11 protein-coding genes are annotated in these 14,565 nt (G+C 57.5%); 3 read left to right on the top strand and 8 right to left on the bottom strand.

Features of this window, described 5'->3' with window-relative positions; translation table 11 throughout:
• Positions 1–49 precede the first annotated feature (49 nt).
• Positions 50–838 (top strand): sugar phosphate isomerase/epimerase family protein, encoded by a 789-nt coding sequence (locus ACMHYW_RS03235; RefSeq protein ID WP_414500863.1) that lies wholly within the window; start codon positions 50–52, stop codon positions 836–838.
• 145 nt (positions 839–983) lie between these two features.
• Here ACMHYW_RS03235 and cysB read toward each other — a convergent pair whose 3' ends face one another.
• On the bottom strand, positions 984–1,949 hold the full coding sequence (cysB, locus tag ACMHYW_RS03230) for an HTH-type transcriptional regulator CysB (RefSeq protein WP_414500862.1): 966 nt from the start codon (positions 1,947–1,949) through the stop codon (positions 984–986).
• Positions 1,950–2,115: 166 nt separating this feature from the next.
• Between cysB and ACMHYW_RS03225 the strand changes: the two genes are divergently transcribed.
• Together ACMHYW_RS03225 and ACMHYW_RS03220 are read left to right on the top strand one after the other, a co-directional pair.
• Positions 2,116–2,898 (top strand): sulfite exporter TauE/SafE family protein, encoded by a 783-nt coding sequence (locus tag ACMHYW_RS03225; protein WP_414500861.1) that lies wholly within the window; start codon positions 2,116–2,118, stop codon positions 2,896–2,898.
• A 479-nt stretch (positions 2,899–3,377) separates the two neighbouring features.
• Entirely contained in the window at positions 3,378–3,707 is a 330-nt protein-coding gene (locus ACMHYW_RS03220; RefSeq protein WP_027705096.1) for a thioredoxin family protein, read from the top strand.
• A 142-nt stretch (positions 3,708–3,849) separates the two neighbouring features.
• Here the strand turns inward: ACMHYW_RS03220 and ACMHYW_RS03215 are convergent, their stop codons facing one another.
• From ACMHYW_RS03215 to ACMHYW_RS03185, 7 genes are all read right to left on the bottom strand, one after another.
• Positions 3,850–5,103 (bottom strand): multidrug effflux MFS transporter, encoded by a 1,254-nt coding sequence (locus ACMHYW_RS03215; protein ID WP_414500860.1) that lies wholly within the window; start codon positions 5,101–5,103, stop codon positions 3,850–3,852.
• 362 nt (positions 5,104–5,465) lie between these two features.
• Positions 5,466–6,227, bottom strand: coding sequence for a VacJ family lipoprotein (locus ACMHYW_RS03210; protein WP_414500859.1), 762 nt, complete (start codon positions 6,225–6,227; stop codon positions 5,466–5,468).
• Between the two features lie 150 nt (positions 6,228–6,377).
• On the bottom strand, positions 6,378–10,361 hold the full coding sequence (hrpA, locus tag ACMHYW_RS03205) for an ATP-dependent RNA helicase HrpA (protein WP_414500858.1): 3,984 nt from the start codon (positions 10,359–10,361) through the stop codon (positions 6,378–6,380).
• A 325-nt stretch (positions 10,362–10,686) separates the two neighbouring features.
• Positions 10,687–11,838, bottom strand: coding sequence for an L-threonine dehydrogenase (yiaY, locus tag ACMHYW_RS03200; RefSeq protein ID WP_027705093.1), 1,152 nt, complete (start codon positions 11,836–11,838; stop codon positions 10,687–10,689).
• Between the two features lie 614 nt (positions 11,839–12,452).
• A complete protein-coding gene (locus ACMHYW_RS03195) occupies positions 12,453–13,130 on the bottom strand; it encodes a DUF799 domain-containing protein (protein WP_414500857.1) in 678 nt (225 codons plus the stop codon).
• 3 nt (positions 13,131–13,133) lie between these two features.
• Positions 13,134–13,514 (bottom strand): DUF4810 domain-containing protein, encoded by a 381-nt coding sequence (locus tag ACMHYW_RS03190; protein WP_414500856.1) that lies wholly within the window; start codon positions 13,512–13,514, stop codon positions 13,134–13,136.
• Positions 13,515–13,530: 16 nt separating this feature from the next.
• A complete protein-coding gene (locus ACMHYW_RS03185) occupies positions 13,531–14,208 on the bottom strand; it encodes a CsgG/HfaB family protein (RefSeq protein WP_414500855.1) in 678 nt (225 codons plus the stop codon).
• Between the last annotated feature and the right edge of the window lie 357 nt (positions 14,209–14,565).

Here is a 14,565-nt window from a genome sequence, read left to right as displayed (position 1 = left end):
TCGCTGTCGCTAGGTGCTTTTTTCTCACCGTTCACTGCAGGAATTCGCCATGAGTGCTCCCGTCTTCATCTGTGCCAACGCATTCGGTCCCGTGTTCGTCAAACACCACGGTCACGCCACGGCGGCCAACCTGGCGTCCCGCGCCGGAGCCGCTGGCCTTGAGGTCCGTCAGGAACTAATGACGCCGGCTGATTATCCGCTTTCCTCGCTCAAGAACGTGCTCGACAACCTGCAGCTGGGCTGCACGTTCTCTGCCAAAGTACACGTGTGGAACTACGAGCACTGTGACAAGGAAGGGTTGCTCAAGGCACTGGAGATCGCGGAAGAACTGGGCGCGCGCCTACTGAAAGTCAGCATTGGTACCCTACCAGCCGATCCGTCGCTCTCGCGTGAAGAGCTGGAGGCCGTAGCGATTCGCCTCAAACAGAGTCCGGTGCGCTTGGTGATCGAAAACGATCAGACTCCTGAGGGCGGTGACATTGAGGTCATGGAAAAGGCACTGGCCTTGTTGGCTGAAGCGGGCATAGAAGCAGGACTGACCTTCGATACCGGCAACTGGTACTGGGTGGGCGAGAACCCGATTGACGCAGCACGTCAGCTCGGCGCTCGGGTCGAGTACATCCACTGCAAGAGTATTGATATCGTTCACGACCAACCCCGTGTCTGTCAGCCGCGTGCACCGCATCTGGCGGCGTGGTCGACGTTGTGGACCGCCTTTAAGCCCAATACTTTGCGCTCCATTGAATTCCCACTGGCGCAGGAAGACAGCATTGATCTGAACCACAATGCCCTCGTGGCCAGCGCGCACGAATTCATCGCTCGTCTACGCCACTATTAAGCGCCGCACCGGACGCTTTTAGGCGTCGTCGGTGATCGTTGTCAGACACCACATGTGCATAGCGCCAGGTCCGCAAGGGCCTGGCGCTATGTCATTCGGGGCTGTTCTCTGTCTGTCACACAGCAACATGTATCCATATCGCGTATCAGCGCACCGGCAACTCGATATCTTCCAGCAGCTGGGCGTCCTGTCGAGTGTTCTGCATGACCGCATCTACTCGCTCACGTGTCAGGTGAGGGGCCATGCGTTCGATGAAGTCGTACATGTACTTGCGCAGATAAGCCCCCCGCCGCAGAGCGATACGCGTCACGGAGTAATCAAACAGATGGCGCGCGTCGATCGCAACCAGGTCCGTGTCGATCGCTTCCGCAGCCATGTGCGCGACAATCCCAACCCCTAACCCAAGACGGACATAGGTCTTGATCACGTCGGCATCCGCGGCAGTCAGTACGACGTTCGGTTCCAGCCCTTTGGCCAAAAAGTTCTCCGCCAGCTGTGCACTGCCGGTAAAGCCACTGGTGTATGTGACAAGCGGGTACTTGGCGAGCGCTTCCAGTGTCAGGTGCTCTTCATCGCACAAGGGGTGTCCCTTGGGTACAAGCACGCTGCGGTTCCAGCGATACCACGGCAGAGCCGCCAGATCGTTGAACTGGGTCAACGCTTCGGTGCAGATCGCGATGTCGGCCTGACCATCGCATACCATCTGCGCGATCTGACGCGGATTGCCTTGGTGCATGTGCAGGCTGATGCCGGGATAGCGCTCACCAAACTGCTTGATGATTTCGGGCAGCACATAGCGGGCCTGAGTATGCGTCGTCGCCAGTGTGAGGCTCCCCTGGTTTTCGTCGTTGTGCTCTTGGGCCACCTGCTTGATGTTGTTGACGAGGTGCAGCACCTGACCTGCAAGGTCAATGACAGTCTGTCCTGCCGGTGTCACACGCGTCAAGTGCTTGCCACTGCGGGCAAATATCTCGATGCCCAGCTCGCCTTCCAGCAGACGAATCTGTTTCGAGATGCCCGGCTGGGAAGTGTACAGCCGCTGAGCCGTCGCGGAGACGTTCAGGTTATGGCGCGAGACTTCCCAAACGTAACGTAACTGCTGAAGTTTCAAGGCAATATCCTTCTGAACGATAGTGAGCGAACTTTTTTCAAGCTATCAGGGAATAAGATAATGAACAAACGATACTTTTTGATATAAGAAATTGCGCCTACAGTGTCAACATTCTTTTTCCACGATGGCAAGTTATATTCGCACCGTGTGAGCTGAGAGGCCTTTCATGACATTGGAAACGTTTGGAATTTTCATTGCAGCGGGTGCGGCGATCGGATTCTGCATGGGGTGCACGGGTATCGGCGGGGGCTCGCTGATGATGCCAGTGCTGCTGTTCATGGGAATTCCATCACAAGTGGCCGTGGGCACTGACCTGCTGTACGCCTCAATCACCAAGTGCAGCGCCGTGGTATCCCATCAGCGTCAGCGCAATATTGATTGGAAAACGGTGGCCTTCCTGCTACTCGGCAGCATCCCTGCATCGCTGCTCACGCTGTTCGTACTGCGCCACCTACAGGCCGAAGGCGACATCAGCGATGCGCTCATCACTCGCTCGCTGGGTGCCCTGCTGGTGTTGACTGCCGTCACGTTGATCTTCCGCGCCCGCCTATACCATTGGGCTAACGCTCACGGCAGCTTTCTGCTGCGCCATGCCACCACGCTGTCGGTGCTGACCGGACTGTTTTTGGGTATCTGCGTGACGCTGTCCTCGGTCGGCGCAGGCGTCATTGGTACGGCGCTACTGATGTTGATCTACGCCCAATACCCCTCTCGCCATATCGTGGGCACCGATATCGCGCATGCCGTACCGCTGACGTTCGTTGCCGGCTCTGGCCATATGTTCATGGGCGGCATCGACTGGTTCCTACTGTGCGCCCTGTTAATCGGCTCGGTACCTGCCGTCTACTTTGGTGCCAGCATGGCACGACGCATGCCTGACAAACTGCTACGTGGGGTGCTGACCGTCATCTTGCTGGGTATGGGCCTGCACTACCTGTGGCCACTCTAACGGTATCACTCTAAGCCCGCGTTGGCGGAGGACGGACTGCCTATCTATGCGGCCTATACGCGGGGATATTAGGCAGTCTCTCTGCTGGAAGCCACTACAGTGCAATCCAGCAGGTCGCCATGCTGCCAAAGCCCGGCCCTCTGCTCCTCGGCAGCCCTCTGGAATCGCACCGCATATCTGCCACTCCACGACGGCCGACCGTCATGGAGCGTCAGAGGCTCTGCTAACATGCTGATGATCCATACGAGGACTTACCCGACTATGCTTCGGTGAGCGGGCACAAATGAGTATCGTTGACAAAAAGATCACCGTTGATAAAAAAAGTGTGCGCCCTCTTTTGTTTGCCGCCCAGTGACCTGATATAGAGTAAGTTGATAAAAAAGATAGCCTGCGTTGTATTTGCTCCACTTCTGACATCAGGCTACCATCTGACTATAACGGTTGGTTAAACCTGCCCCACCGAATTCAAGGAGAGCCTTATGTCCAAGTTCATTGACGTCAATGACAGCAATTTCCAGAAAGACGTACTGGAATACGCCGACACCCCAGTACTGGTGAAGTTCTGGGCACCGTGGTGCGGCCCGTGTAAGGTCATGACGCCGATCGCAGAACAGGTTGCCGCTGCACGCAGCGATGACGACCTGCGTTTCGTCGACATCAACGTCGATGAAGCCGTTAACGTCACGCAGGCACTCAGCATTCGTGGTGTCCCGACCGTCATGCTGTTCAACAAAGGCCAGCGCGTTGCGGCCGTTACTGGTGGTCTGAACCGCCAACAGCTCGAAGCATTCATCGACCAGCATATCTGATCGCTCGCAACGGCTGACGATACGTCTCTATACAAGAAGGCCCCGGCTTCCATGAAGCCGGGGCCTTCTTGCTATCGCGCGCTATTGAATGGGTCATTCGCCGACGGCCCATTCAATGAACCTTGCACGCCATCTCCTCTCATCAGGTGCGCAGAGAGGAATCCTCCAACTCAGCATGCGGTTTTTCTGTAAGCCCCTCTCGGGACGTATTACGCGCATGCGCTTCGGATAGCAGACGAAACATCACGTTGGAGATGACGCCTACGCTGGTCAACATGATAACCAGCGGCCATGGGCCATAGTCCCCAAACGCATTGACAATGAAGCTACCGATACCGCCGGAACTGAACTGGATGCACCCCAGCGCCGCCGTTGCTGTGGCGCTCATGCTGGGGAAATAGTCCAGCATCGACGAGATGGCATTGGCCGTAATCAAGCCGTTCATTGAGCTGAAGATGATAACTAACGGCATCAGCGTCCAGGCCGCATCCAAACGCAATGCAACTGTCAGCAACGCCATCACCCCAAAGCAGAGCTGCAGCATCATGCCCACCTTGAGGATGTCATGCGGCGAGTGGTGCTTCAATAGCGATAGATTGAGGCGATTAGCCCCCAGCACCAGAATGATGTTGCCGGTAAACATCAACCCATAGATCCACTCGGGCACCTTGTAGTAGTTGATGCACAGATACGATGACGCCGACAGGAACGAGAAGATGCCCGCGTACGAGCAGGCCACGGCAATAATGTAACCCAGCGCAGCGCGGTGCCCCAGCACGCGTCCGTAACGACGTGCAATGGTTGCCAGCCCTTCGGCATGCCCGGACAGCACCGCCGTTTCTGGCAGTTTGCGACTCACCAGCGTCAGTGCGATCAAGGCATAGATCGCCAAAAACAGGAAGATGGCCTGCCAACCGCCGGCATAGTTGTTCAGCAAGGCGCCGAGTGACGGGGCACCCAATGGCGCTAGCAACAGGATCATCGTCATAGTCGACATCATCCGCGCCGATTCACGCCCTGAAAAACGGTCTCGCACGACGGCAGCCGCATTCACAGAGCACGCACCGCCCCCTAGGGCTTCGACGAAACGCAGCGAGCAGAACATCATCAGGCTGCTTGAGAAGGCAAGGGCAAGGCTGGAAAGGAAGAAAACGATGATACCGCCGATGGCGACAGGGCGACGACCGATACGGTCAGAGATGGGACCGAAAATGACCTGACCACAGGCGAAGCCCAATAAATAGAGGCTCATAGAGTTGGCGGCAGCACTGGCTTCGGTTCCTAGATAACGAGCGATATCTGGAATGGCGGGGAGATACGCATCCGTTGCCAGAGGTGTCAACGCCATCATCAGGGCCAGCAAGCGGGCCAGACGGCGGGGGGCGAAACGTTTCAAGACTGCACCTCCTTTTTTTCTCATCATTAGTATGTCCAGGCAGTCTGTCGGAGCATTGCTGACAGCCAATGGCCTATGCCAAGGCCTTTCACTCATACCTCATGTGCTGTCACGGTCTATCTGCCTGTCAGGGTCAACGCCAGTCACGACGGCCCTGGCGCCTCATCTCGCGGTCGTCATCCCTCGATAGGCCGCGGGTCAGATACTGCGTCTATCGCGCGCTGTTTCTTATCGAAAAAATGGGGATTCGAGCGCACGATAGCCCCCTTCTGCGGACATCGCGTAGAAGGGTAAAAAAGACCGTCCGAAAAAGGCTGATTGCAGCGACTTTCTCGAACGGTGATCACATCGTGAAGTGCGGGTTACTTCTGTGTGGCAGGTGCGGCCTCGGCAGCCGGTTCGTCATAATCGAAATCGCCCGAGGCGAAAGGATCATGCTTTGTCTGCCCACCGTCGATCTCGAACTGACGGCGTTGCATCCACGCATCGCGCAACAGCGTATAGCGATCGCCCTGCAGCAGCTTTTCCTGCTCCAGCATGCTCGCACGCCAGTTGACGGTGTTCAGGCCATACAACCCCCAGCGCGTATAGTCATCGCTGATCTGGTGCGTCGGGCTGACATACCAGTCACCCGGCTTGCCGACCGTATCACGCAACGAACTCGGCCCCAGAATCGGCAGCATCAGGAAAGGCCCTGAACGGAAGCCCCATGCGGCCAGCGTCTTGCCCACGTCTTCATGACGCGCTTCGATACCCAGCTGCGTTGCGGGGTCGAGGAACCCACCCAGCCCGAGTGTCGTGTTGATCAAAAAGCGCGACAGCGAGATGCCCAGTATCTTCGGGTTTCCCTGCAGCACGCCATTGGCCATGTTGCTGACTTCGCCTAGGTTACCGAAGAAATTCGTTACCCCGTCCTGTACCGGCTGAGGCGTCACCGCGTTGTAGCCCTTGGCTACCGGGCGCAGCGCATACTCATCCAGCGCGTCGTTGAACGCAAACACCTTACGGTTGACTGGCTCTAATGGATCGTTGGGCGCACCGTCCTGTGTGTACATGCCAGCACAGCCGCTCAGCGTGGTCGCCAGCACTGCTGCTGCCGTGAATTTCAATCCTGCTGCCTTCATGCCTGCCTCTTCGACACTTGAAGCATGCCTGCGGACATGTGCCCGTCCACAATGGCATGCAAATATGTGGGCATCGTATCACGATGCTTATACGGTTGGCCCTGCCCTTTTACAAAAGCAAACAACAGAGCGAAGTTCCGTATCCAAACGTTATTCTCCGGCAATGATTTCCTGCCAGCGCCGTTCCAAACGTTTGACCGATACGGTGTCCAGTGTGCCCAGCTGCTGGGCAAACAGGGAGACGCGCAGTTCCTCAATCCACCAGCGGAATTCAGCCAGTGCGGGGTCAAGGGCACCCTTGACGCTCTGTCGTCGCGCATCCCAACGCGCTTCGAAATCGTGGATTTCCTGCATTGCAACGGTATCGCGCCGATAGTCGCGCCCCAGCTTCTCAAGGCGAAGCAGTGCCGCCTGCATATAGCGGGGATAGTGGCTCAGCCACTCACCTGCATCGACGACAAATCCCGGGTGAACCAATCGAGCCATCTGTGCTTTCAGATCGGAATAGGCCCGCGCCAACTGAAGGCTGACATTGCCCTTCAGCTTCTTGGTGACGTCAAGATAGCCCTTCAGTGCGGCTTCGACCTCATCGGCCAGCATATCGGCCAGTTCGCCTAGATCACCGCGACGCGCTTCAATACGCTCGGCCATTTCGTCCGCACTGCGGGGCAGTGGGTCGAAAGAGAACGCACGTAGAAACAGAGCATCTACGATATCGGATGCAAGCGCCTGACGTGATCCGACTTTGGTGAAAAGCAGCGCACAACGATCCAGTTTCGGCATCGACTTCGTAAAATAGCGTACCTGCTCCGGCAGCGCCTGCATGGCGGCGCGCTTCACCCCATGTCGATGCTGCTCGTGAGCCTTGCCCGGGTGGTCAAACAGCACGACCCCGAGGCTATCGCCTTCGTCGACCAGTGCGGGATAGGCTTCGACGCGGATGCCCGCCTGCTCACGGCGTTCGCGTTCGGGCAGGCGCTGCGAAGGCCATGCGGTCAGTCCCGTGCGCGGCTGGCGGCTATCGGCCAGTGCCGCAGCGCCTTCTTCTGCCTGTCGCTCGAAACGCGCGATCAGCACATCCAAATCACGCCCCTCGCCTAGCACCTTCCCTTTGTGATCCAGTACACGAATGTTCATGACCAGATGAGGCGGCAACTGTTCGACGTGCCAGTCCTCATCCGACAGCCGCACTCCCGTGCGGCGACGCAGGAACTCGCCCAGCGCCTCGGTCATGTAGGTCTGCCCCGGCGTCAGCGCTTCCAGCGCCGCATCGACCCAGTCGGGGATCGGCACGACCTGACGGCGCAGCGCTTTGGGCAGTGACTTCATCAGCGCAATGCCCTTGTCGCGCCGCAGCCCCGGCACCAGCCAGTCGAGCGCCTCACGCGGCAGGGTACTGAGCATCACCGCCGGCACCGACACCGTCACACCGTCGTCTGAAGCGCCCGGTGCAAAGTGATAGGACAGCGGAAGCTGCATGTCGGCCACCATCAGTCGCTCGGGATAGCGCTGATCGGTGACCTCCTCGGCTTCGCGCGCCATTAGCGCATCCAAGTCGAAGAACAGTGCTTCCGGGGCGTTATGCTCGACATCCTTGCGCCAGCGCTCGAAGCTGGCGCCGTTCGTGATGTTGTCGGGAATGCGTTCGTCATAAAACGCGAACAGCGTGTCTTCATCGACCAGAATATCGCGGCGGCGCGCCTTGTCTTCCAACGCCTCCACTTCTCCGATCAGTGCGCGGTTATGGGCGAAGAACTTGCCCTGAGTGCGAAACTCGCCTTCAACAAGCGCGCTGCGAATGAAGATTTCACGCGATTCCTGCGGTGCGATCGGACCATAGTGCACCTTGCGCTGGGTCACGATGGGCAACCCGAACAGCGTGACCTGTTCATAGGCCACGACCTGTGCGCGCTTCTTCTCCCAATGCGGTTCGCTATAGCTGCGCTTGACCAGCTCACCGGCCGTCGGCTCGATCCACTGCGGCTTGATACCCGAGACTTCGCGCGCATATAGACGGGTGGTTTCCAGCATTTCAGCCGCCATGATCCACTTCGGCGTTCGCTTGGAAAGCCCGGAACCGGGATGAATCATGAAACGACGGTTGCGCGCCCCTAAGTATTCGCGGTTCTCAAGGTGCAACCCAAGGTTGGACAGCAGCCCTGTCAGCAGCGCGCGGTGCATGCCATCGACTTCGATCGCCAGCTTGCCCTCTTCGTCGCGTGCCAGACGCGGATGCACCTCGCCCAGCTTCAGTTCCTGTGCAAGCTGACGCAGCTGACGGAAGGTGTCGTGCCACTCGCGCAAACGCATGTAGCTCAGGAAGTGTGTACGACACCAGCGTCGCAGCGCACTTGATGACAGATCATCGCGCGCGGTCGCGAAGCCATTCCACAGATTGAGCCAACTGACGAAATCAGAGTCTTTATCAGCCCACTCGCGGTGCTTCTGGTCCGCCGCTTCACGCTGATCTGCAGGACGCTCGCGAGGGTCCTGCACCGCCAGCGCACTGACGACGATCAGCACTTCCTGCAACGCCTTGAACTCGGCCCCTGCCAGCACCATGCGTGCCAAGCGTGGGTCAATGGGCAAACGCGCCAACTTGCGACCCAGCGGCGTCAACCGATCATTGCTGTCGACCGCCCCCAGCTCATTCAGCAGTCGGAAACCATCGCGCACCGCACGGCTTTCGGGCGGCTCCAGAAAAGGGAAGGCTTCAATATTGCCCAGACGCAGGGCCAGCATCGACAGAATGACCGCCGCAAGATTGGTCCGGCGAATCTCCGGTTCGGTAAAAGCCGGTCGCAGGATGAAATCATCTTCGCTGTAGAGACGAATGCATGCCCCTTCGCTGATACGGCCGCAGCGCCCCTTGCGCTGCTCTGCGCTAGCCTGACTGATCGGTTCGATCGGCAGGCGCTGTACCTTGGCCCGCGGGCTATAACGACTGATGCGCGCCAGCCCGGGGTCAATCACATAGCGAATACCCGGTACGGTCAGCGAGGTTTCCGCCACGTTGGTGGCCAACACGATGCGCCGCCCGACGGACGGCGAGAAGATGCGTTGCTGCTCGCTAACCGACAGGCGCGCATACAGCGGCAGAATCTCGGTATCACGTAACTGTGCCTTGCGCAGCGTTTCCGCCGTCTCGCGTATTTCACGCTCACCCGGCAAAAAGACCAGAATGTCACGCGGCCCCGTAAACCAGCGCTTTTCACGCTCGATATGAGCAATCTCTTCGACAGCTTCTAGGATGCCTTCCTGCAGCGTCAGATCACTTTCTTCGGCACTGTCGCGCATCAACGGACGGTAGCGCGTCTCGACTGGATAGGTACGTCCGGATACCTCAATGATTGGAGCGGGCTTGCCCGTACGCGGGTCGGCAAAATGCTCGGCGAAGCGTTCGACGTCGATGGTTGCCGAGGTGATGACGATCTTAAGATCATGGCGACGCTGAATCAGCTGGCGCAGATAGCCCAGCAGAAAGTCGATGTTAAGACTGCGCTCGTGCGCTTCATCAATGATGAGGGTGTCATAGCGCAGCAGCTGAGGATCATGCTGAATTTCGGCCAGCAGGATACCGTCGGTCATCAGCTTGATTCGCGTATGCTCATTGGTATTGTCGGCAAAACGCATCTGAAAACCGACCGTTTCACCCAGCGGCACCTGCAGCTCTTCGGCCAAACGCGCGGCCACATTACGCGCTGCAAGACGCCGCGGCTGGGTATGACCGATCAGCCCACGACGACCGCTGCCCGCTTCCAAACACAGCTTGGGAATCTGAGTTGTTTTCCCCGAACCGGTTTCCCCCGCGATCACGACAACCTGATGCGCTTCCAGCAGCTTCAGGATTTCATCATGGCGCGCGGACACCGGCAGCTCAGGGGGATACTGCAAAGTGATAGGCTGAGAAAGCCGCGCTTCCAACTGGCGAAGGCTGGCATCGCACTGCGCCTGTAGCGCCGTCAGCGAGCGGTCGACAGGCTGACCTTGTTTGACGCGCCGCCGCAGTGCAGAAAGGCGCTTGCGCACATCGGCCGCTTCACGCAGAGGAAGCTGATCGCAGCACTGCTGCAACCGAGCCAGCTGCGCATCGGCCGCGTCAGAATGATGGGGCACAGAAGGAGAATCGCTCAAGACAGCCTCACAGAAAATCGGTGATGCGCTTCCGCTCCCCCAATGCCGAGGACCCAATGCGAAGCGCCAAAGATAACGCTATTTTATCGCGGATTGCAGGTTATCCCTACCCCATGCGCAAACCTACCTTTATGACGGCATGAGAAACCCACTCCAATAGGTTGATATCAATGTGAATGGAGGTGGCGAAGGCCGTCATCATTCAACGAAGAAAAGTATGCTGAGTATCGACCGTCATCTTTTGCTGCCACAAAAAAGCCCGACCTTGTAGAAAGGCCGGGCTTTTTCAGCATTGAGTGATGCCCGCAGGCATTTTCTCAATCGCTTAGAACGCTTCCAGGAACAGCGCTTCGACTTCTTCCTGAGAACCCTGACGCGGGTTGGTCAGTGCACAAGCGTCTTTCAGCGCGTGGTCAGCCAGAATCTGGACGTCTTCACGTTTAGCACCCAGATCCGTCAGCGTTGCCGGAATGTCGATGCGTTTGGACAGCGCTTCAACGGCAGCGATAGTGGCGTTAGCACCGTCGCGGTCGCTCAGACCCGCAACGTCGACGCCCATTGCAGCACCCATGTCTTTGATGCGAGCAGCGGCGACTTCAGCGTTGTAGCGCAGTACGTGCGGCAGCAGTACGGCGTTGCAGACACCGTGAGGCAGGTTGTAGTAACCGCCCAGCTGGTGTGCCATGGCGTGTACATAGCCCAGAGAAGCGTTGTTGAACGCCATACCGGCCATGAACTGTGCGTAAGCCATGGCTTCACGCGCTTCCATGTTGCTGCCGTCTTCGCAAGCGATCGGCAGGAAACGAGCGATCAGCTCAGCCGCTTTCAGCGCGCAGACGTCGGTCAGCGGCGTTGCAGCGGTAGAAACGTAGGCTTCGAAAGCGTGCGTCAGCGCGTCCATACCAGTTGCCGCTGACAGGCCTTTCGGCATGCCCATCATCAGAATCGGGTCGTTGACGGAAACGATCGGCGTGACATGACGGTCGACGATCGCCATTTTCACGTGACGTTCTTCATCAGTGATGATGCAGAAACGCGTCATTTCGGAAGCCGTACCGGCCGTGGTGTTGATCGAGATCAGCGGCAACGCAGCTTTGCTGGAACGATCAATACCTTCGTAATCCTTGACTTCACCACCGTTGGTAGCCACCAGAGCAACCGCTTTGGCGCAGTCGTGCGGTGAACCACCACCGACGGAAACAACCAGATCAGCGTCGTTTTCTTTCAGCAGTTCGAGACCCTGTAACACGCTGCCGACTGTCGGGTTAGGCATAACGCCATCAAAGATGACGGAAGGGATACCCGCCGCGTCCAACAGAGATGCCACTTTACCTGCCGTACCGCAGGAATTCATGAACGCGTCGGTAACGATCAGCGCACGGTTGAAACCGCGGCCTTTCAGGTCACCGATGGCTTTTTCCAAAGAGCCTTCGCCCATTTCGTTTACTGGTGGCACATAGAATGTTGAAGATGCCATTGAAGACAGCCCCTCTGATAATCGTGGTGAGTGGCAGGGACAGCAATGTCCCGACCGATCTGTTACGCAGCACGCGGGCACTGCGCATCGGGACAGGCAGGCAACAGGGGATACCGGTGGGCTAGTGCGCATACGGGCGACAAAAACCCTTCCTGTCCATAAGAACAGCATACGCTTGAAATAATGTAACATCACTTGGGCATTTGGCCGCATGCCAAAAGGGTAACGGGACGATCAGACACTGAATGGTGCGCACCCTGTTAGCGCATGCCCAACCGAGTGATCGAAAACCTTAGCATTGCCCTACCATCGCCATTTCAAGCCGCTATCTAACACTGGCAAGCCCATTCCCTGATTGTCATCCCTGCACCCTGACACGATGCCACCATACAGAGATTGCGCAGACTCCATGTCCATCACGACAACAGCGCCGTTGGCGCGTGGCGTCAGTGTCATGTGCTCGACGGACTGCCGCGGTTACGATACACCTAATGTTACGGTAAGGAACCTGTATCGAAGTGCAATAAAATCCCACTACCACACTGAGAAATAAGTAAAAAAAGGCCGCCATCACGGCGGCCTTTCATAACACAGCAGGAGTGAACATCACGCCTCTACGGCGTAGGGGTCGCCATCGCCTGTGCATAGGTAGGGGAATGAGGCCCCGGCAGGATGCCATTGACGCGCTGCGGACTCAGCAAACGTTCATCGGCTCGCCCCGCCACTTCATGACCGTAATCGCTGACGGAATCTACGATCTGATTAACGATGGCGCTCAGCAGCATGCCCGCCAGACTGCTGCTCTGACCGCGCTCTTCTGCGGTCGAAGCATACCCTGCCCCTTGCCACAGCAGTGCGCCCGTCCGCAAATCTACCAGTCGCGCCGATAGCGTCACCCTCGTGTCACTGTTGATGACGTGATAGGAAGTGCCATAGTCCTCAACTACAGCGTATAACGCCGCATCGGCACCGAACGTGTCGTGCAGCTTGTCGAACGGGATGCTCTGGATATCCTCGGGCGTACTCATGCCGTTGCCACGGAACGTTTCGTCGACCAACGCGACGGGCAATACGTAATAACCCGCTTCGCCCAGCGGACGGCTCAGCTGCGCCAGCACGCTATAGGTCGCCTTAACCTCTGGCGAGTGGTTGATCGGTGGCAGGATTAGCACCGATGTGGGGCGACTGGCACGATATGCCGTGTAGTCGTACGGCGTGGACGGCAGGGCACAGCCTGACAGCAGTAGTGCGCCAACAACGACACCTACCGCTTTTATGAACAGAGTTCGCATGCATCAGCTCCCATGAACACGAGCATTGCCGTGATCGGTCTTGATGTTGCGCATCAGGAAGCGCATGTACGGCACCGACTCAGGAAACAGTGCCTGCTCGCGTTCGAACGCAGGAACAGCTTCATCCATACGCCCCGTCAGGCTGTAGAGCATGCCCAGCTGAGCGTAATACCCCGGTGCCGGGGTCATCCCCTTGCTCTGCGCCTTCTGCAGATGCTTCTCCAGAATGTCGATCTGCTGCTCAGCAGATGTCTCGTTCTGGAAATGGGCATAGACCTGTTCTTGATAGCCAGGCCAGTAATAGAGTGGCGCTGGCTTGCTGGCACAGCCGCTTAAAAGCGCCATGCCCGCCAGTAGCCCCACCCAGATCCCCCTTGATCCCATGACATCTTCCTCGAAGTTATTGCGCCTGAGCTGGAGCCCATGCCCCGCTGTCGATGCCTTCTACCAAGCGATTGACGGCTTCACGGATGGCCAGATCAAGCACCTTACCGTTCAGCGTGGCGTCATAGCTGGCGGTTCCACCGAAACCGATCACTTCGCGGTTAGACAGGCTGTACTCTCCGGCACCCTGCGTGGAATACACCACTTCGGACGTGCGTACGTCGATAATGTTGAGGTTGACCTTGGCATAAGCGATCTGCTGTTTGCCGCGTCCCAGCAGGCCAAAGAGCTGATGGTCACCGACTTCCTTACGCCCGAACTCGGTCACATCCCCGGTCACGACATAGCTGGCCCCTTTCACTTGCTGGGCTTTTTTCGAATACGCGCTTTCCTGCGCCAGCTCATTCATGTTGTCGCGATTCAGCATCGAGAAATGGTGCGTCTGCTGCAGGTGCGTTTCCAGAATGGTGCGCGCCTGCCCGCCCAAACGATCAGTGCCGTCCGAGAACAGTCCGCGCATGTAGCTCGAACGGTTGTCAAACTTGCCGATCGCCAGCGGCTGGCGTGGGCCGTGATAGTCGCTGTGTGCTGAGTTGACCTGTTCGACTTTCAAAGCCTGCGAAGACTCAGTGGCGCAGCCCGACATCAGCGTTGCAGCCCCCAGAACGCCGGCAAGAACCAGTGTCTTTTTCATTTGTACACGTCATCCGTAGTGTTGTGATAAGGGAGTTCAGTCACCGGCTTCGTGCCGGATACCAAGGGTTTCCCTGTCGCTATAGGCGTGAGCAAGCTCCCTCAACTATCGGCAAGCCGCGGTACCTCTTGCATGATCGGTTGAGAAGCGGCACATGCCACTCGATAGAGATGTGGTATTTTTATATTTTAAAAACAATGAATTATGAATGATAACACACTGCCATTTGATGTTATCGGTCGGCATGCTGTCCAAGCCATCCGAGCTTTCCTATCTTGATATCAAAGGATGTGAATAGACTCTAAGGTCATAACCTTTTTCTCTTTGCCCGGGTTCTGCTCTGGCGTTAGGCTGGAT

Origin of the sequence: Zymobacter sp. IVIA_12111.31 C1, assembly GCF_047495495.1 — a bacterium.
Taxonomy (GTDB): domain Bacteria; phylum Pseudomonadota; class Gammaproteobacteria; order Pseudomonadales; family Halomonadaceae; genus Zymobacter.
The sequence above is the reverse complement of the archived record's forward strand: the minus strand, read 5'-3'. Positions and strand labels throughout refer to the sequence as shown.